Source organism: Reyranella sp. GW821-FHT14A01 (assembly GCF_058803965.1).
Genome location: NZ_JBXAPM010000005.1, coordinates 15726 through 35074, shown reverse-complemented (window position 1 = coordinate 35074; position 19349 = coordinate 15726). Strand labels below are relative to the sequence as shown.

Annotated in this window: 17 protein-coding genes; 11 read left to right on the top strand and 6 right to left on the bottom strand. The window is 66.2% G+C overall.

Annotated elements, in window-relative coordinates; all coding sequences use genetic code 11:
- Together atzD and AC1ROX_RS11120 are read left to right on the top strand one after the other, a co-directional pair.
- Complete coding sequence (atzD, locus tag AC1ROX_RS11125) at nt 1–1074, top strand: cyanuric acid amidohydrolase (RefSeq protein WP_493125403.1); 1074 nt, start codon at nt 1–3, stop codon at nt 1072–1074.
- Between the two features lie 22 nt (nt 1075–1096).
- Entirely contained in the window at nt 1097–2287 is a 1191-nt protein-coding gene (locus tag AC1ROX_RS11120; RefSeq protein ID WP_493125401.1) for an aminotransferase class V-fold PLP-dependent enzyme, read from the top strand.
- Here AC1ROX_RS11120 and AC1ROX_RS11115 read toward each other — a convergent pair.
- The 4 genes from AC1ROX_RS11115 to AC1ROX_RS11100 all read right to left on the bottom strand — a co-directional run bounded on the left by AC1ROX_RS11115 (nt 2269) and on the right by AC1ROX_RS11100 (nt 7685).
- Nucleotides 2269–3378, bottom strand: coding sequence for an ABC transporter ATP-binding protein (locus tag AC1ROX_RS11115; RefSeq protein WP_493125399.1), 1110 nt, complete (start codon nt 3376–3378; stop codon nt 2269–2271). The two genes, AC1ROX_RS11120 and AC1ROX_RS11115, sit on opposite strands and share 19 nt — an antisense overlap.
- Nucleotides 3375–4403 (bottom strand): extracellular solute-binding protein, encoded by a 1029-nt coding sequence (locus AC1ROX_RS11110; protein WP_493125397.1) that lies wholly within the window; start codon nt 4401–4403, stop codon nt 3375–3377. Before AC1ROX_RS11110 ends, AC1ROX_RS11115 begins: the two co-directional genes overlap by 4 nt.
- A 28-nt stretch (nt 4404–4431) precedes the next feature.
- Nucleotides 4432–6195 carry an ABC transporter permease gene (locus AC1ROX_RS11105; RefSeq protein ID WP_493125395.1) on the bottom strand — a complete coding sequence of 588 codons (1764 nt, stop codon included), beginning with the start codon at nt 6193–6195 and terminating at the stop codon, nt 4432–4434.
- Between the two features lie 137 nt (nt 6196–6332).
- Nucleotides 6333–7685 (bottom strand): hypothetical protein, encoded by a 1353-nt coding sequence (locus AC1ROX_RS11100; RefSeq protein ID WP_493125393.1) that lies wholly within the window; start codon nt 7683–7685, stop codon nt 6333–6335.
- Here AC1ROX_RS11100 and AC1ROX_RS11095 point away from each other — a divergent pair.
- The 7 genes from AC1ROX_RS11095 (at nt 7668) to AC1ROX_RS11065 (ending at nt 15584) form a co-directional block, all read left to right on the top strand.
- Nucleotides 7668–8558: a polysaccharide deacetylase family protein gene (locus AC1ROX_RS11095; protein ID WP_493125391.1), complete on the top strand. Its 891-nt coding sequence runs from the start codon at nt 7668–7670 to the stop codon at nt 8556–8558. The two genes, AC1ROX_RS11100 and AC1ROX_RS11095, sit on opposite strands and share 18 nt — an antisense overlap.
- Before the next feature lie 7 nt (nt 8559–8565).
- On the top strand, nt 8566–10038 hold the full coding sequence (locus AC1ROX_RS11090; protein ID WP_493125389.1) for a M81 family metallopeptidase: 1473 nt from the start codon (nt 8566–8568) through the stop codon (nt 10036–10038).
- A 62-nt stretch (nt 10039–10100) separates the two neighbouring features.
- Nucleotides 10101–11681, top strand: coding sequence for an ABC transporter substrate-binding protein (locus AC1ROX_RS11085; protein ID WP_493125387.1), 1581 nt, complete (start codon nt 10101–10103; stop codon nt 11679–11681).
- Nucleotides 11682–11748: 67 nt separating this feature from the next.
- Nucleotides 11749–12690 carry an ABC transporter permease gene (locus AC1ROX_RS11080; protein WP_493125385.1) on the top strand — a complete coding sequence of 314 codons (942 nt, stop codon included), beginning with the start codon at nt 11749–11751 and terminating at the stop codon, nt 12688–12690.
- Between the two features lies 1 nt (nt 12691).
- Complete coding sequence (locus tag AC1ROX_RS11075; RefSeq protein ID WP_493125383.1) at nt 12692–13567, top strand: ABC transporter permease; 876 nt, start codon at nt 12692–12694, stop codon at nt 13565–13567.
- Complete coding sequence (locus AC1ROX_RS11070) at nt 13564–14577, top strand: ABC transporter ATP-binding protein (protein ID WP_493125381.1); 1014 nt, start codon at nt 13564–13566, stop codon at nt 14575–14577. Before AC1ROX_RS11075 ends, AC1ROX_RS11070 begins: the two co-directional genes overlap by 4 nt.
- On the top strand, nt 14574–15584 hold the full coding sequence (locus AC1ROX_RS11065) for an ABC transporter ATP-binding protein (RefSeq protein WP_493125379.1): 1011 nt from the start codon (nt 14574–14576) through the stop codon (nt 15582–15584). Before AC1ROX_RS11070 ends, AC1ROX_RS11065 begins: the two co-directional genes overlap by 4 nt.
- Here the strand turns inward: AC1ROX_RS11065 and AC1ROX_RS11060 are convergent.
- Together AC1ROX_RS11060 and AC1ROX_RS11055 are read right to left on the bottom strand one after the other, a co-directional pair.
- A complete protein-coding gene (locus tag AC1ROX_RS11060; RefSeq protein WP_493125377.1) occupies nt 15581–16225 on the bottom strand; it encodes a glutathione S-transferase family protein in 645 nt (214 codons plus the stop codon). The genes AC1ROX_RS11065 and AC1ROX_RS11060 overlap by 4 nt on opposite strands.
- Nucleotides 16218–17414, bottom strand: a complete 1197-nt coding sequence (locus AC1ROX_RS11055) for a pyridoxal-phosphate-dependent aminotransferase family protein (protein ID WP_493125375.1) — start codon at nt 17412–17414, stop codon at nt 16218–16220. Before AC1ROX_RS11055 ends, AC1ROX_RS11060 begins: the two co-directional genes overlap by 8 nt.
- Before the next feature lie 62 nt (nt 17415–17476).
- Here AC1ROX_RS11055 and AC1ROX_RS11050 point away from each other — a divergent pair, with 62 nt between their 5' ends.
- Both AC1ROX_RS11050 and AC1ROX_RS11045 read left to right on the top strand, forming a co-directional pair.
- Nucleotides 17477–18169, top strand: coding sequence for a GntR family transcriptional regulator (locus AC1ROX_RS11050; RefSeq protein ID WP_493125373.1), 693 nt, complete (start codon nt 17477–17479; stop codon nt 18167–18169).
- Nucleotides 18170–18171: 2 nt separating this feature from the next.
- Nucleotides 18172–19164, top strand: coding sequence for a Bug family tripartite tricarboxylate transporter substrate binding protein (locus AC1ROX_RS11045; RefSeq protein ID WP_493125371.1), 993 nt, complete (start codon nt 18172–18174; stop codon nt 19162–19164).
- Nucleotides 19165–19349 lie beyond the last annotated feature (185 nt).

Genomic DNA, 19349 nt, shown 5'->3' with positions numbered 1-19349 from the left:
ATGGCGCGCCGGGCAAGGGTGCTGCGCCTGCCGACGGCCGGCCCGCAGGACACGGCGCCGCTGGCCGCCGCCATCGCATCGGGCGAGGTCGACGCCAAGACCATCGTCGCCATCGTCGGCAAGACCGAGGGCAACGGCTGCGTCAACGATTTCACGCGGGGCTACGCCACGCTGGCATTGAAGCTCGTGCTGGCGACCGCACTCGACTGTCCCTTGGCGGAGATCGAGAAGCGGGTCGCCATCGTGATGTCGGGTGGCACGGAAGGTGGGCTGTCGCCGCATCTGCTCGTCTTCTGCCGCCAGACTGCACCGCCGCCGGATTCCGCGGGGCCGCGGCTTGCCATCGGTGTCGGCCTGACACGCAGCTTCCAGCCCGAGGAGATCGGCCGGGCGGCGCAGATCGAAGAAACGGCAGCAGCCGTGACGCTCGCCATGAAGGATGCCGGCATTGCCACGCCGCACGATGTCCATTTCGTGCAGATCAAATGCCCGCTACTGACCAAGGAGCGCATCGAGGAGGCCGCCAAGCGCGGCGCTACGACCGCCACCGACGACACCTACCATTCGATGGCCTTGTCACGCGGCGCGTCGGCGCTGGGCGTCGCGCTGGCGCTCGGCGAGATCAAGGACGCGCCGGAGGAGGCGATCTGCCGCGACTGGTCGCTCTACTCCCGCGTTGCCAGCACCTCGTCGGGCGTCGAGCTGCTGCGCAACGAGGTCGTGGTGCTGGGCAATGCGCACGGCTGGTCCGGCGACCTCGTGATTGATCACGACGTGATGCGCGATGCGATCGATGCTGGCGCAGCGCATCGCATCCTGGGGCGGCTGGGCGTGACCGGCGAGGACGTCACGGCGGTGCTCGCCAAGGCGGAAGCCGCGCCGTCGGGCGCGATCCGCGGGCGGCGGCACACGATGCTGGACGACAGCGACATCCACTCGACCCGCCACGCCCGCGCGCTGGTGGGCGGCGTATTGGCCGGCGTGATTGGCGACACGATGCTCTACGTCTCCGGCGGCGCCGAGCACCAGGGCCCGGCCGGCGGCGGCCCCATCGCGATCATTGGGCGGGTCTGAGCGGCTGGGCTAAGCTCGCCGCATGACCGAGACGGATCCCTACGAACTTTTGGGCGTGCGACGCCGCATCAACGCCGCCGGCGCGCTGACGCGGCTGGGCGGCGTGGTGATGGCGCCCGAGGTCGTGGCCGCCATGGCCGCGGCGTCGCGCGCATCGGTCGATATCGGCGAATTGCAGGATGCCGCCAGCGGGCGCATCGCTGCGGCAACCGGCGCCGAGTCGGGGCTCGTCACGACCGGTGCAGCGGCTGCCCTCACGCTCGCGGCGGCAGCTTCGATCGCCCGCTGGGACATCGCGAAGATGGCGGCGCTGCCCCACGCCGGCGCCTTTCCGCACGACATCCTGATCCCGCGGACCCAACGCACCGGCTATGCGCATGCGCTGGCGGCTTCGGGCGCACGGCTGGTCGATATCGGGCACAACGATCGCGGCACAGGTGCCGGCGTGCGCGGGCTCGAGGCCTGGGAGATCGAGACGGCACTGTCGCCGTCGGTCGTGGCCATGGCCTTCTCGGTCAACGCCACCAGCATCGTCGATCTTCCAATCGCCGTCGCGACCTGTCGCGCCAACGGTATTCCCTTGATCGTCGATGCGGCTGCGCAGCTGCCGCCCAAGGAGAACCTGCGGCGCTTCATCGACATGGGTGTCGACCTCGTGGCCTTCTCCGGCGGCAAGGCACTGGGCGGCCCGCAGGCGTCCGGCATCCTCGCCGGCCGGCGCGACCTCGTGGCCTCGGCGCTGCTTCAGCAACTCGACATGGACGTGGCGCCCGATACCTGGACGCCGCCGCGCCTGGTCGACCGCGCCAACCTGCGCGGCGTCCCACATCACGGGATCGGGCGCGGCTTCAAAGCGGGCAAGGAGGAGATCGTTGGATTGCTCACGGCGCTGGAGCGCTTCGTGAAGGCCGACGATGCGAAGGCGAACGCCATCTTTCAGGCCCGCCTGGACGCGATCGCCGCGATATTGAACGGCTTCGATGTGAAGCTGGTGTCGGCGGTACAGACCGGCCGCGTGCCGGTGCTGGAGATCGCGGTGCCGAATGCGCTCGCCGTCAGCGCGAAACTGCAGAAGGGCGATCCCCCGGTCCATCTGTCGGAGCGGCACGCCGCGCGGGGCGTGCTCACGCTCGATCCGCAGGTGCTTCTGCCTGAGCACGATGCGCCGCTCGCGGCGGCGCTTCGCGCTGTGCTTCAGTCGGCGGCGGCCTGACCCTCGTCCCGGTACGCCCAGCACGTGTCGGGCGGCAGGGTGAGGGCGACCTCGCCGTCGTTGTGGCGGGCCGCGGTGCCGAGTTCCAGCACCTCGAGCTTCTGGCCGCCGAACTCGACGTCGTAGATGGTCTGCATGCCCTGGTAGCGCCGCTCGATCACCCGTCCGGTGAAGGCGTTGGCGGGGCCGCGTTCGCCGAGGCGGATGTTCTCGGCGCGCAACGCCACATGGGCTTTGTCGCCCACGCTAAGCGGCTGCGGCGTCCAGGCCTCGATGCGGCCGGCGGCGCCGAGATCGATCACGGCCTGCTCGCCCTTGCGTTCCAGCACCTTGCCCTTGAGCACGTTCGCGGCGCCGGTGAAGTTGGCGACGAAGGCATCGGCCGGCCTGTTGTAGATCTCGCCCGGGGGCGCCATCTGCAGCAGCTTGCCGTCCTTCATGACGCCGATCCGGTCGCCCAGCACCACGGCCTCGGACTGGTCGTGCGTCACGTAGAGGCCGGTCATGCCGGTCATCTTCAGGATGCGCCGCAGCTCGTCGCGCAGCCGGATGCGCAGCTTGGAATCGAGATTGGACAGCGGCTCGTCGAGCAGCAGGAGCTGCGGCCGGTAGACCAGGCTGCGGGCCAATGCGACGCGCTGCATCTGGCCGCCCGACAGCGACGTCACCGGGCGCTGGGCATATTCGCCCAGACCGACCAGTTCGAGCGTCTCGCGGACCTTGGTGTTGATATCGCTGCTGCCGCTGCTGTTCTTGCGGCGGTACTTCAGCGGGTAGGCGACGTTCTGGTGCACCGTCATGTGCGGCCAGACCGCATAGGACTGGAACACCATGCCGATGTCGCGCTCGCGCGGGCTGACTAGGGTGCCGCGCTCGGGCTCCGACACGACGCGGCCGCCGATCGAGATGCGGCCGCCGGTCGGATGTTCGAGACCCGCGACACAGCGCAAGGTCGTGGTCTTGCCGCAGCCCGAAGGCCCCAGCAGCACCACGATCTCGCCCGCCGGCACGTCGAAGCTCACGCCGTCGACGGCCGCCTTGCCGGTCCCGAACTTCTTGACCAGGTCCTCGATGAGGAGCGCAGCGCTCACTGGCGGTACCCGTAGGTCTTGTTCCACTCTTCCAGCCAGGAAACGCGCAGCTTGTCGAATTCCTCGAACTTCGGCACCCAGACCTTGATGGTCTTCGGATCCCAGCCCTTCGGGAAGGCCGGCGGCTCCTTGAGGGAGGTGATGTAGCCCAGCTTGTTGATCACGAAGGTCTGGCCTTCCTTCGACAGGCGCCAGTTCATGAACAGCTTGGCCGCGTTGGGGTTCTTCGACGACTTGGTGATGCCGTCGGCGTAGGGGACGATCGGCACGCCCTCGGGAGCGAAGATGGCCTCGGCCGGCGCGCCCTCGACGATCTTGGTGAAGATGATGTTGTAGAGCAGCGGCGCGATCGAGACCTCGCCGCGGACCAGCGCGTCGGAGAGCGGGGCGCCCGACGGGTAGAGCGCGATGCCGAGCTCGGCCTGCTTCTTCCAGTAATCCTCGCCGAGCACCTGTCGCTCGAACATGATGCGGGTCCAGGTCGTGCCGCCCGACGGTCCGATCACCTGGCCGATCTGCTTGTTCTTGTACTCGGGCTTCGTGAGATCCATCCACGTCTTGGGGGCATTCTTCACGAGCTGCGTGTTGTAGGCGATCGCCCAACCCAGGGTGACGCCCGGCCACAGCTTCGGCGAGACCAGCGCGTCGGGGCGATAGTCGGCAGCGTTCGGCGGCGCGTAATCCTGGAAGAGATCGGCGATCTCGAGCATCAGGCCGCGGTCGGAATGGTTGACCACGTCGGCGCCGAGCTTGTCGGCCGCGGCTTCCGTCTTGATGCGGGTGATGAGCTGGCCGCCCGGGGCACGGACCATGGCGACCTTGATCTTGGGGAAGCGCTTGTTGAATTCCTTGATCACTTCCTGCTGCGTCTCGGCGAAGTCGGCCGTGTAGAAAGTGAGCGCTCCTTCCTTCTCGGCGGCGGCGATCAGCTCCTTGGAGCCGAACTGATCCTGCTGGGCATGGGCGGGGAGTGCCGCCGTCGCGGCGGCGCCGGCGATGCCGGCCAATACGGTTCTGCGCTTCATTGTCATTTCCTCCGATTGTTGTCGTTCGTCAGCCGGCGCGGGCGCTGCTCTCGGCAGCGCCGCGGGAAAGCCAGGTCGTGATGCCCAGCAGCACCGCGAGAATCACGGTCTGCACCAGGCTGAAGGCGGCCGTCTTGCCGACGTTTCCGCCTTCGTAATAGTCGAGCAGCAGCACGGCCATCACGGTCGTGTCGCTGGTGTAGAGGAACAGCGACGAGCCCAGTTCGCGCACCGACAGCACGAACAGCAGCGTCATCGAGGCGATGATGCCGGGGCGGGCCAGCGGCACCATGATCGTGGCGATGGTGCTCAGCAGGCCGCGGCCGCAGATCCAGGCCGCTTCCTCGAGCTCGCGATGGATCTGCATGAACGAGGTCGAGAGCGCCTTGACCGTGTCGGGGATGAAGCGCGCCACGAAGGCCAGCGCCAGGATCCAGATCGTGCCGTAGAGGCCGCCGGGCAGGCCGATCCACGCCCAGAGATAGGCGACGCCCACGACCAGGCCGGGGATGGCGACCGGGATGGTCGACAGGAGGTCGATGATCTTGCGGCCGGGCACCTGCGTGCGGTTGATCGTGTAGCCGATGGCGAAAGCCAGGACGCCGCCGATCACGGCCGTGATCACGCCGACCTTCATCGTGTTCCAGATCGAGATCATGGTCAGCGGATTGTCGAAGATCGAATTGAAGTGCACCCAGCTATAGGCCTTCATGTCGAACACGGCCTCGAAATCCTTGAAGAACAGGAACCGGCGGAAGGCCGCGATCACCAGGGCGATCGTGGGCAGCACGACGACGATGAACAGGTAGACGAGCGCCAGGCTGAAGGTGAACCAGCGCCACGGCCCGAGATTGAGGCTGCGCGGGCGGAACGCCTTGCCGGCCACCGTGGCGAAGCTGCGGCCCGACAGGACGCGCTGCTGGGCCCAGACGAAGACCGCCGTGACCATCATCAGCAGGATCGCGACGGCGGCGGCCGTGTTGTAGAGCGGCGGGCTCCAGGCGGTGAGCTTGAAGATGTAGGTCGTGAGCACGCTGATATTGGCCGGCGCGCCCAGCGCGGCGGGGATGCCGTAGATGCCGAGCATCACCACGAAGGACAGCAGCGAGCCCGCCAGGATCGCCGGGGCGATCAGCGGGAAAGTGACGGTGAAGAGGGTCGTGAAGGCCGAGGCGCCGGAGACTTCGGAGGCTTCCTCGAGGCTCGGATCCATGTTCCGGAGCGCCGAGGCCGTGAACATGTAGACATAGGGCGCATAATAGAAGCCGAAGACCAGGATGAGGCCCGACATCGAATAGAAGTCGAAACGGAAGTCGATGCCGATCCACTTGAGCGCCGTGTTCAGCAGGCCGGTCTTGGGCGAGCCGAGGATGCTCCAGGCGACGCCCGCGACCAGCGGCGGCACGAACAGCGGGATCATGCTGGCGCCGGCGATGAAGCCCTTGAACGGCGTGTTGGTGCGCACGACGATCCAGGAAAAGGCGAGGCCGATCACGACCGCCAGGATGGTGCCACCGCCGCAGGCCGCCAGCGCATTGAAGAAGGCCAGGCGCACGTTCTCGTTGCCCAGCACCGCCAGGAAGTGGGTCAGCGAGGGATTGAATTTGCCGAAGCCGTCGATCACCGGGTTCGAATCGCTGATCGCGCCGAAGAACAGCATCAGCAACGGATAGATGACCAGGAAGGTCAGGATGACCAACAGTCCGCCGACCCATAGCGGCACGGCCCACCGGCGCGTCGCGGGCGCGGCTTCCGTGGTCACAGGCAAAGCGGCAGCACTCGTCGCCGTCAACGCGTTATTCCTCCCGGCTCGTCCGCAGCCTGAAGGGTGCGGCTTCTTCATTTAGTGTGCGAAGCGTAGCCTATCCGCTTTTGCGGCGCTACGCCTTGCTGGTGCGCGGAGTCGTCGCCCGGCGGTGTGCAGTCCGGCTACTGGTCGCCGTTGACCCCGGTCAGGAACCTCTCCGAGTAGGAATTCATGATCTGCTGCCAGCTCGTCCGGGTGCCGCGCGCGGACCAGGTGAAGATCGGCGTCAAGGTCTTGGTCGTGAAATCCACCATCGATCCGAACGAGCCGGTGATGCCGTTGGTGATGATATTGGTGTTCTTCGTGCCCTCGGGATCGGCCTGCGAGGCCTTCGCCGCGAAATAGGAGAGATTGTAGTAGCTGTAGCTGGAGCAGCCGAAGAAGGCGTAGATCTGGTACTGGTCCTTGTTCATCCGGATGGGCGCGCCGATCTGCTCGCCCATGTAGGTGAGGTCCAGCAGGCCGACGCGGGAATGTCCCGCATAGAGGAACACCGAGCCGCGCTCCGCGGCCTCCTTGGCCATGCAGAAGAAGGCGACGCTGTCCTCGCCGATGTTGGTGACGCCCCAGAACAGGCGGACGACGAGCGTGCGGCCGCCATCCTTGCGCGTGAATTCCTCGACATGGCCGGGGGAGGCGGCCAGAGGCTTGGTCGTTCCGCATTCCCGCGCGCGCTCGTCGGCGGAGACGATGCGCGACGCGAAGCCCTGGCCCGACAGGTACTTGCGGACGTCGCGGTAGTTGCCGGCGTTGTAGTCGGTGTTGTTCTTGTCGGGAGACAGGTTACCGTTCTTGTCCTCGTCGGCGCCGAAGGTCAGGACGAAGCGGATCTCATTGTTGGCGTTGGCCAGCCGCTCGTAGGCGGGCGCGGAATTGGCGGTGTTGGCGCGCTTGGCGACGATCGCGCCGTCCGAGGTGACATAGTCGATGCCGTCGACCAGTGGGCAGCCCTTGTTCAGCGGTGCCCAGAAATAGGCCATGCGATACTTCTCGCCCCAGCTGAAGCACTTGTCGGTCGAGCGGTCCCACACCTCGTCGAGGTTGAGGGGCAGGCGGATCTTCACGACGTCCTGGAGCCCGTTATCGAGCACCATCGTGCCGGTGTAGCGGTAACGCACATAGAGCTTGCCGGTCTTGTCGTCGCGCTGCCTGCCGAGAACGTCGACCTTCGCGTCGTTCTTGGCGGCGGCCTTTTTCGGCGCGGCCTGCAGCGGGCCGGCGAGATAAAGGAGCTGCCGGTTGATGTAGGAGGGCAGCAGGATGTAGTCGGGCGTGTCCGCGGCGATCTCGACCATGCTGGTGAAGCTGACTTCCGCTTCGTACGAGTCCTTCGAATAGTAGGCGAAGGCCGGCGAGCCGGTGACGAGAAACAGGCAGCCGGTGAGGGCAGCCGACAGCAGGCGATTGAGCATGGCGAAACCGTAGCCCTTCGTGACGCGTGACGTTAATTTGTAGGGATGGAACTGCGAACACACGACCGATACAGCTATGCGCCGCTGCGCGGCCGCGCCGACTATACCTGGCCGGCCGGCCGACGACTCGCCGTCTACTTTGCGCTCAATCTCGAGCATTTTTCTTACGGCGAAGGCCTTGGGGCTGAGCTGGCACCGGGTGGTCCACACCCGGACATTCTCAACTATGCATGGCGCGATTATGGCAATCGCGTCGGCGCCTGGTACATGCTCGACGCCTTCGACGCCCTGCGGCTGCCGATGGCGGCCCTCGTCAACAGCGCGATGTACGACTATGCGCCGGACCTGGTCGCGGCCTGCCGGGCGCGCGGCGACGAGATCGTGGGCCATGGCCGGACCAATGCCGAGCGCCAGGGCGTGCTCGACGAGGCGGGCGAACGGACGTTGATCGGCGAGGCGACCGCACGCCTGGCGGAAGCCGAAGGCCGTCCGCCGGAAGGCTGGCTGGGACCGTGGATATCACACAGTCACGTCACGCCCGACCTGCTGGCCGAAACGGGCTATCGCTACCTGCTGGACTGGTGCATGGACGACCAGCCCATCTGGTTCCGCTGCCGCGGCGACAGGCGCATCCTCGCCGTGCCCTATCCCCAGGAAGTGAACGACATTCCGCAAATCGTCGGCCGCAAGATCGGCGGCGACGCCTTCGCCGACATCGTCGTCGACCAGTTCGACGAGATGCTGGAACTGTCGCAGGAGCGGCCGCTGGTGATGGGCATCGCGCTGCACGCCTATCTGGTGGGCCAACCGCACCGCCTGCGGCATCTGAAGCGCGCGCTTCGTCATATCGCCCGGCATCGCGATTCGATATGGCTGACGACGCCTGGCGCGATCGCGCAACACTGTCTTTCCCTTCCCGCCGGTATCGTTCCCTAGGAGTCCCATGCGTCTGTTCTCGGCCACCCTGGCCACCGAAACCAACACCTTCTCCCCCTTGCCGACGAGCCTGGAGAATTATCGCGAGTCGGTGTTCTTTCGGGCCGGCGAGCATCCGACCGATGCGCCGCGCATGTGCACCGCGCCGCTGTTCGTGGCGCGCGCCCGCGCAAAGGCCGAGGGCTTCGAGCTGATTGAGGGCAGCTGCTTTGCCGCCAGCCCGGCCGGCACGACCAACCGTGCCGACTACGAGACCATGCGCGACGAGATCCTGGGCCAGCTCAGGGCGGCACTGCCGGTCGACGGCCTGTTGCTCGGCCTGCACGGCGCGATGGTGGCGCACGGCTACGACGACGTCGAAGGCGACATCGTCGAGCGTTGCCGGGCCATCGTGGGGCCGAAATGCGTGATCGGCGTCGAGCTCGACCCGCATTGCCATCTCACGATGAAGCGCGTCTCCAACGCCGATATCATCGTGCTCTACAAGGAATTTCCCCATACCGACGTGGTCGAGCGGGCGGAGGACGTGCTCGATCTGGTGCTGGCGACCTTGCGCGGCAAGGTGAAGCCGGTGATGTCGGTCTATGACTGCCGGCAGATCCAGAGTTATCCCACGACGATGCAGCCGATGCGCGGCATCGTCGACCGGATCATGGCGATGGAAGGCAAGGACGGCATCCTGTCCGTCTCGATCGCCCACTGCTTTCCCTATGGCGACGTTCCCGAGATCGGCACCCGCGTGCTGGTCATCGCCGACGGCGACAAGAAGAAGGCCGATGTGCTGGCGACGCAGCTCGGCCAGGAGCTGGTCGGCCTGCGCGGCAAGACGGCGCCGCAATCGCTCGATGTCGCATCCGGCATCAGCGAGGGCGTGGCCTTCAACGACCTGCCCGTCGTCATTGCCGATCCGTCCGATAATGCCGGCGGCGGCGCGCCGTCGGACAATACCGATATCCTGCGACACCTGATCGAGAAGAACGTCGAAAGCGCCTGCCTCGGGCCGATCTGGGACCCGATCGCGGTGCGCATCTGCTTCGACGCGGGCCTCGGCGCCCGCATCGGCCTGCGTTTTGGCGGGAAGATCGCGCCGAGCTCCGGCCAGCCGATCGATGCCGAGGTCGAGATCGTGGGCCTGAAGCGCGACGCCTGGCAGAAATTCGGGCCGACTCAGGTCAAGGTCGGGGACTGTGCGGCCGTTCGCATCGGCGGAGTCGAGGTCGTGCTGATTGCGAATCGTACGCAGGCGACCGGCCTGGAATTGTTCACCAATCTCGGGATCGATCCGACCCAGCGGAAGATCGTCGTCGTGAAGTCGACGAACCACTTCATGGCGGCGTACGGGCCAATCGCCAAGAAAGTGATCTACGTCGAATCGAGCGGCCCGCTGCCGCGCAATCACCGCAAGGTCCCGTACACGAAGGTCGAGCGCCCGATCTGGCCGCTCGACGAAGGCGCCGAGCCACGTGGCTTGATCTTCTAGCGCGCTGGACAAATCGGAGCGCGGCTTTGCATACTCTCTGCGGGGAGTAAGGGAGTTAACGAATGTTCAACCGTATCTTCGCGGGTGCTCTCGCGCTTGCCATTCCGTTTGCCGCGGGCCAGGCGCTGGCGCAGGAGAAGGTCCTCAAGGCCGTGATGCACGCTGACGTGCGCGTCATCGATCCGGTCTGGACCACCCAGACAATCGCCAACATCCATGGTGCGCTGGTCTACGACACGCTGTTCGGCAACGACGCCGACCAGAAGCCGAAGCCCCAGATGGTCGACAAGTACGAGGTCAGCCCCGACAAGCTCACCTATACGTTCACTCTGCGCGACGGCCTCAAGTTCCACGATGGCTCGCCCGTCACGACCAAGGACGTCATCGCCTCGCTGAAGCGGTGGGGCTCCAAGGACGGCGTCGGCCAGCGGCTGATGGGCTACGTCACCAAGATGGAAGCCGTCAACGACAAGACCTTCACCATGGTCCTGAAGGAGCCGTACGGCATGGTGCTCGAGTCGCTCGGCAAGAGCGGCAGCTCGATCGCCGCCATCATGCGCGAGAAGGATGCGCTCACCGATCCGCAGCAGCAGGTGAAGGAGTCAGTGGGATCCGGCCCCTATGTCTTCGCCAAGGACCTGTGGGTGCCCGGCAGCAAGGCCGTGTACCTCAAGAACAAGGACTACCAGCCGCGGACCGAGGCACCGTCGTCGTTCGCCGGCGCCAAGATCCCGGGCGTCGATCGCATCGAACTCGTCTGGATCTCCGATCCACAAACGGCGATGTCGGCGCTGATCAATGGCGAAATCGACTTCTACGAAGCGCCCCCGATCGATTTCCTGCCCCTGCTCGAAAAGGCCAAGGGCGTGAAGCTGCTGAAGACCGGCAAGATCGACAGCACGCAAGGCTTCATCCGGCTCAACCACCTGCATCCGCCGTTCGACAACATCAAGGCGCGGCAGGCGATGTATTACCTGATCAATCAGGAAGACTTCCTGCGCGCCATCGTCGGCGACCCGAAATACTATCGCGTATGCCACGGCCTTCTGACCTGCGGTGGTCCGTACGAGAACGACGGCGGCACTGCGTTCATGAAGGAATACAATCCCAAGAAGGCGCTGCAGCTCCTCAAGGAGGCTGGCTACAAGGGTGAACCCATCACCATCCTTGCCACCACCGATCACGCGACCATCACGCCGGCGACGCAGATTCTCATTCAGGCGATGCGCGAGGCCGGCATCAACGTCGATGTCCAGTCGATGGACTGGGGCTCGGTCGTCTCGCGGCGTGCCAAGAAGGATCCGCCGGCCCAGGGTGGCTGGAATATCTTCATCACCACGTCGGGTGGCGTCGGCTCGGCCAATCCCGTGTTGCACACCTGGATCGGTGCCGCTTGCGACAAGGGTCTGTTCGGCTGGCCCTGCGATCCGAAGGTCGAGGAGCTGCGCAACGCCTTCGGCATGGCCTCGACCGAAGAGGACCGCAAGCGGATCGCCAAGGAACTGCAGACCAAGGCAATGGAAGACGTCGTGTTCATCCCGTTCGGCCAGTGGGACACGCCACTTGCCTATCGCGCCGACAAGATCGACGGTATCGTACCGAACACGGGTCTCGCCGTGCTCTGGGGGATCACGAAGAAGTAATGTCGTCTCGAGTATGCGTTGCCGTCGCGCGCACGGAGGCCTTGTCTGATCCGGGCAAGGCCTCGTCGTGACCGCCTATATCGTCCGCCGCCTCTTCGCCACGCTGCCCGTCATGGCAGTGGTGGCGCTGTTCGTGTTCTTCCTCCTGCGGTTCGCGCCGGGCGATCCGGCGGCGATCATCGCCGGCGAGGACGCGACGGCCGAATCGATCGCCGCCGTCCGGGCCAAACTCGGCCTCGACCAGCCGATGGTGGAACAGTTCTTCGTGTGGACCTCGCAGCTTCTGCGCGGCGACATGGGGGTGTCGATCTTCTCCAACATGCCCGTGACGCGCCTGATCTCGCAGCGTCTGGAGCCGACCGTGGCGCTCACGCTCTCGACCCTGTTCGTGGCGGTGTCCTTGGCCGTTCCGATCGGCGTTCTGGCGGCGTGGAAGGCGCGAAAACTGGTGGACCGGCTGGTCATGGGCTTTGCCGTGCTTGGTTTCGCCATGCCGGGCTTCGTGCTGGCCTACATCCTGATCTATTTCTTCGCGGTGCAATGGCAGCTTTTGCCGGTGCAGGGCTATCAGCCGATCAAGGAGGGGTTCTGGCCCTTCGCCGAGAGCCTGATCCTGCCGTCGGTGGCGCTCGGCATCACTTATATGGCGTTGATCGCGCGCATCACGCGTGCCTCGATGCTCGAGGTTCTGGCCCAGGATTATATCCGCACCGCCAACTCCAAGGGCCTGGCGACCGACCGCGTGTTGCTGCTGCACGCCCTCAAGAATGCGGCCGTGCCGATCATCACGGTGATCGGCATCGGCATCGCGCTGCTGATCTCGGGCGTCGTCATCACCGAGACGGTGTTCAACATCCCGGGCCTCGGCCGGCTCACCGTCGACGCGGTGCTGAAGCGCGACTATCCGGTGGTGCAGGGGCTGATCCTCGTCTTCGCCGGCGCCAAGGTGCTGGTGAACCTCATCATCGACATCTCCTACGCCTTCCTCGATCCTCGGATCCGGTACTGACATGGCCGTACTTGCCGACGACCTCGCTCTGCCGCCCGCCCGCCGCTTCTCGCTGTGGACGACGGTCCGGCGCAATCCGACGATCGCGCTGGGCGCGGTGCTGTTGTTCCTCCTGATCGTGATGGCGGTGTTTGCGCCCTTCATCGCCACCGCCGATCCCTTCAAGATCACGCCGGTCAACCGGTTGCGGCCGCCGTCGGAGCGCTGGTGGTTCGGCACCGATCAGTTTGGCCGCGATATCTTCTCGCGCACCGTCTACGGCGCGCGCGTCTCGCTGATCGTCGGCCTCTCGGTGGCGGCCTTCTCGAGCATCCTGGGCCTGGCGCTGGGTCTGGCCTGCGGCTATTTCCGCAAGGTCGATTCGATCGTCATGCGCATCATGGACGGGCTGATGGCGATCCCCTCGATCCTGCTCGCCATTGCGCTGATCACCCTGTCGCGTCCCGGCCTCGGCATCGTGATCGTGGCCATCGTGATCCCGGAGGTGCCGCGCATCGTGCGTGTGGTGCGCGCCGTCGTCCTGTCGATCCGCTCGCAGCCCTATATCGAAAGCGCCATCGCGGGCGGCACGAAGAACTGGAAGCTGCTGACGCGCCACATCCTGCCCAACACGCTGGCGCCGCTGATCGTGCAATCGACCTATGTCTGCGCCTCGGCGATGCTGATCGAGGCGAGCCTCAGCTTCCTGGGCGCCGGCGTGCCGCCCGAGGTGCCGAGCTGGGGCAACATCATCGCCCAGGGCCGCACCTTCTTCCAGATCGCGCCCTGGACGATCATGATCCCCGGCGCGTTCCTCGCGGTTACGGTGCTGGCGGTGAACCTGCTGGGTGACGGCCTGCGTGATCGGCTCGATCCGCGCCTGGCGAGGCGCCTATGAGCGGCAATACAGGCCCGATCCTCGAAGTCCGCGACCTGCACACCCAGTTCAGCACGCTCGACGGCGTCGTGCGTGCCGTCGACGGCGTGTCGTTCGAGGTGGCGCGCGGCGAGACGCTGGGCATCGTGGGCGAATCGGGCTGCGGCAAGTCGGTGACGGCCATGTCGATCCTGCGGCTCATTCCGCCGGAGACCGGGCGCATCGCCAAGGGCTCGATCAAGTTCGAGGGCGAAGAGCTCACGACACTGAGCGAAGAGGAGATGAAGCGCCTGCGTGGCCATCGCATCTCGATGATCTTCCAGGAGCCGATGACCAGCCTCAATCCGGTCCTGACGGTCGGCACGCAGATCGCCGAGAACGTGGTGCGCCATCTTGGCGTGTCATGGAAGGCGGGGAAGGAGCGGGCCTTCGAGATGCTCGACCTCGTGCGCATCGCGGACGCGCGGCGGCGGCTCGACGAATATCCCCACCAGCTTTCGGGCGGCATGCGCCAGCGCGTCATGATCGCCATGGCGCTGAGTTGCGACCCGCAGGTGCTGATCGCCGACGAACCGACGACGGCGCTCGACGTCACCATCCAGGCGCAGATCCTCGACCTGATGATCGAGCTCAAGGAGAAGACCGGCACCGCCATCGTGCTGATCACGCACGATCTCGGCGTCGTGGCCGAAACCACGGAGCGCGTCGTGGTCATGTATGCCGGCCGCAAGGTCGAGCAGGCGACGGTCGAGGCGCTGTTTGCCGAGCCGCTGCATCCCTATACGCGCGGGCTTATGCGCGCGATCCCGCGACTCGACGTCGAGGCCGATGCGGCCGGCACGCGCCCGCGCCTGCAGGAAATTCCCGGCCTCGTGCCGATCCTGACCCAGCCGATTATCGGCTGTGCCTTCGCGCCGCGCTGCGGCTTCGCCACCGATCAGTGCCGCAGCGTATCGCCGCCGCTGGTCGATGCCGGGGCAGGGCATCTCGTGGCCTGCTGGGAGATCGATCGCGTGAGGATGGCGGCATGAGCGACGCACCCGTCCTGCAGGTCGAGGGCCTCGTAAAGCACTTCCCGATCCATGGCGGCCTGTTGCAGCGCCAGGTGGGGGCGGTGAGGGCGGTCGACGGTGTCACCTTCTCGATCCGCCGCGGCGAGACGCTGGGCCTCGTGGGCGAGTCGGGCTGCGGCAAGTCGACGATCGGCAAGGTCGTGCTGAAGCTGATCGAGCCGACCGCCGGCAAGATCGTGCTGGCGGGCGAGGACGTGACCGTGCTCAAGCCAGGCGCCATGTGGCCCCATCGCCGCCGCATCCAGACGATCTTCCAGGATCCGTACTCGTCGATGAACCCGCGCCTGCCGTCGGGCACGATCGTGGGCGAGCCGCTGGAGAATTTCGGCATCGCGAAGGGCGCGGCGCGCGACGACCAGGTGGCACAGCTTTTCCGCCGCGTCGGCCTGCGTCCCGAGGCGATGCGCAAGTACGCCCACGAATTCTCGGGCGGTCAGCGCCAGCGGCTGGGCATCGCCAAGGCATTGTCGGTCAATCCCGACGTGATCGTGGCCGACGAGCCGGTCTCCGCCCTCGACGTGTCGGTGCAGGCGCAGGTGCTCAACCTGTTGATCGACCTGCAGGAAGAGTACGGGCTCGCCTACCTGTTCATCAGCCATGACCTCGCGGTCATGCGGCACATCAGCCATCGCATCGCCGTGATGTATCTCGGCCGCATCGTCGAACTGACCGACAAGCGCACGCTCTTCACGCAACCGCTTCATCCCTACACCGAGGCCTTGCTGTCGGCCGCAACCGCGCCCGACCCGAAGCGTCGCGGGATGAGAAAGAAGATCGTGCAGGGCGACGTGCCGAGCCCGGCCAAGCCGCCGCCCGGCTGTCACTTCCACACACGTTGTCTGTATGCGACCGCGGAATGCCGGGTGAAAGATCCGCCGCTGCTCGAAGTGGCCCCGGGCCACCATGTCGCCTGCCTGCGCAGGCCCGTCAGCGGCGATCCGGCGCCGCTCTCGATCCCGGGCTAACGCTGCGGCGTCTCGGCCGGTTCGGTCGCCTTCATCGAGGGGCGTTGCGCGACGGTGTCGTACCAGGCGGCGAGCGTCGGAGCGGCCTCGCGCCAGCCCGGCCCGTAGCGCCATTCGTCGTAGCCGCAGGCCACGGCGGTCGTGATCTGCGCGAGGTCGAAGGCTTCGCCGAACGACGATACCTTCTTTTCCAGCGCCGCGAAGCAGCGCAGGCCGCGGTCGCGCATTTTGGCGATGAAGTCGTCGGAGCGGTCCGCGCCGATGCGTAAAAGTTCGGCGCGGCGCATGATCTGCGCTTCGAGGATGGCAGAGGCCAGGGCGTTGATCTCCAGCGCGCGCCACCGTTCGGGTCCGTCGGCCGCGAGCAGGCGATGGTTGCCGAACTTGCCGTCGAGATAGTCGATGATCGAATGGGAATCGGTCAGCGTGACGTCATCCGCGACGAGCGCCGGAATGCGCACGACCGGGGTCGCCTGCGTGAAGTCGGCGGGCATCTCGACGGTCCGCGTGCCCCAGGCATGGGGCCACTTCGTCTGGACGTAGTCGAAGCGGTCGCTAAGCCCGAGCTCGTCGATGCAGATCCGGACACGCCGGACCCAGGGCGAGGCCGGCGTGACGTAGAGGCGCATCTTCTCAGTCACGGCGCGCGCCCGGCGCCGTGTCGCGGAGATAGGTGAGGGCGGCCTGCGCGCCGCCCGCCTTGTGCGGCACCTTGGCGAGGCCGAGCGCCATTTCGACGCCCGACAGCGTCCCCATCAGCATCAGGTCGTTGAAGTCGCCGAGATGGCCGATGCGGAAGACCTTGCCCGCGACTTTGGTGAGGCCCTGGCCGAGCGACATGTTGAAGTTCTCGAGCGCCACCTTGCGGAAGGCGTCGGCGTCGTGGCCCTCGGGCATGACGATCGCCGTCAGCGAGCCCGAATAGGCCTTGGGATCGCTGCACAGGATCTCCAGGCCCCAGGCGTTCACGGCCGTGCGCGTCGCCTCGGCGTGGCGGGCGTGACGGGCGAACACCGCGTCGAGCCCTTCCTCCAGCAGCATGTCGCAGGCCTCGTTGAGGCCGTAGAGCAGGTTGGTGGCGGGCGTGTAGGGGAACCAGCCGTTGGCGTTGGCCGTCAGCATCTCGTCCCAGTTCCAGAATGCCTTCAGCATCTTCGAGGCCTTCGACGCCTCGATCGCCTTCTCGCTCAGCGCGTTGAAGGAGAGGCCGGGCGGCAGCATCAGGCCCTTCTGCGAGCCGGCCACCGTCACGTCGACGCCCCAGGCGTCGTGGCGATAATCGATCGATCCCAGCGAGGAGATCGTGTCGACCAGCAGCAGGGCCGGGTGCTTGGCCGCATCGATGGCCTGGCGGACGGCCGAGATGTCGCTCACCACGCCGGTCGAGGTCTCGTTGTGGACGATGCAGACCGCCTTGATGGCGTGGCCGGTGTCTTCCTTCAGGCGCTTCTCGATGGCCGCCGGATCGGCCGGCTTGCGCCAGTCACCGCCCATGAATTCCGATTTGATTCCAAGCTTGTCGGCCATCTTCTTCCAGAGAGAGGCGAAGTGACCGGTCTCCCACATCAACACCAGGTCGCCGGGCGACAGGGTGTTCACGAGGGCCGCTTCCCAGGCTCCGGTACCGGATGCGGGATAGATGATAACCGGTTGTTTTGTCTGGAAAACTTGGCGCACCGACCGGAGGACCTTCTTCGCCAGCGCGTTGAACTCGGGGCCGCGGTGATCGATCGTCGGATAATCCATCGCACGAAGAACGCGGTCCGGGACATTGGTCGGACCGGGTATTTGCAGGAAATGACGTCCGGCGGGATGTGAGTTCAGGCGCATGGTCGAGGCCCCTTTCGGCTTTGCTGTTGCATTTTGTATACAATATGCCAGAGTGAGTCCAGATGGACGGTTCGACTTTTCCGATCACGCGTCTGACGTTGCCCGAAGCGGCGGCCGAAAGGCTGCGGGCCCTCATCATCGAGGGCGAGCTGGCGCCCGGCGCCAAGCTGAATGAGCGCGAACTCAGCGAACGGCTGGGCGTCTCGCGCACGCCGCTGCGGGAGGCCTTCCGCATGCTCGCGGCCGACGGGCTGCTGGTCCAGCTCCCCAATCGCGGCGCCCAGGTCGTGGCCCTGTCGCGCGAGGATGTGCGCGGCGCCTTCGAGGTCATGGGGGCGCTGGAAGGGCTGGCGGGCGAGCTGGCCGTGAAGCGGGTGACGGACGCCGACGTCGCCGATCTGCGCGCATTGCAGGAGCAGATGGAGGCCGCCCATGCCAGCCACGACCTGCCGGCCTATTACCGCATCAACCGCCTGATCCATGACCGGCTGAACGCGATCGCCGGCAACGCGGTGCTGGAGCAGACCTACCGCACGCTCAACGCCCGCCTGCATGCGCTCCGGTTCCGCTCCAACCTCATCCAGGCCAAGTGGGACCAGGCCGTCGCGGAACATCGTTCCATGATTGCAGCCCTTGCCGCGCGGGACGGCGCTGCGCTACGTGACCTGCTCGTAGGGCATCTGCGGGCCAAGCAGCAGGCTGTCCTCGATTCCATGGACAACCGAGACGACAAGAACCTGCTGGGAGGCAAATAAACATGACTTCGACCTTCTCGACCTCGCGCCGCAAGGCCCTCAAGCTCGGCCTCGCCGCGACGCTGGCGGCGCCGGCCGTGGCCCGCGCGCAGCAGGGCTGGCCGAGCGGCCCGATCACTTGGGTCAACCCGTTCCCGGCCGGCGGCGGCACCGACGTCTTCGCCCGTCCGCTGGCGGCGCAGGTCGGCGAGCAGCTCGGCGTGCAGATCCTGATCGACAACAAGGGCGGCGCGGGCGGCACGGTGGGCGCCTCGCAGGCGGCCAAGATGAAGCCCGACGGCCAGACCTTCTTCGTGGGCGCGATCCATCACACGATCGCCCCGTCGGTCTACAAGAACCTCGACTACGACCTCGAGAAGAACTTCGAGCCGATCACCATGATCGCGCTGGTGCCACAGGTGATCTCGATCAACCCGGTCAAGGTGCCGGTGAACAACGCCGCCGAATTCGTCGCCTACCTGAAGGCCAATCCCAACAAGGTGAATTACGCCTCGGCCGGCGCCGGCACGGCGCATCACCTGGCGGGCGAGCTCTTCAAGCTCGAGACCAAGACCGAGATCGTGCACGTGCCCTATCGCGGCGCCGGCCCGGCGATGCAGGACCTGCTCGCCGGCAACGCCGACATGATGTTCGACGGCATGGGCACCTCGGCGCAGCAGATCAAGGCGGGCAAGCTCAAGGGGCTGGCCGTCGCCACCGAGAAGCGCGTGCCGGAGTTCCCCGACATGCCGACGGCCGCCGAGATCGGCGTGCCGAACTGGATCGTCTCCACCTGGTACGGCATGTGGGCCATCAAGGGCACGCCGGAGCCGATCGTGAAGCGCATGTACGACGAGATCGTCAAGGCGCTGGGCAATCCCAAGCTGCAGACGATCTGGAAGGAGCAGCTGGCGCAGGTCGGCGGCGAAATGCCGGCCGAGTTCGCCAAGCGCATCCGCACCGAAATCGAGAAGTGGCAGAAGGTCGTCGCAGCGGCCGGCGTGAAACTCGACTGAAGATGGCGATGCGTCCGCTTTCTCCACTCGTGACCATGCCCTCTCCGCCCGCGTCATACGCTGGGGGAGAGGGAGGGGACCCGCGCGAAGCGCGGGGAGGGAGAGGTGGGTCATATGCGGGGCTGCCGTGTATGACGCAAAGGTCCCTCTCTTCGTTCGGGATGACACCTATTTCTGCACCAGCG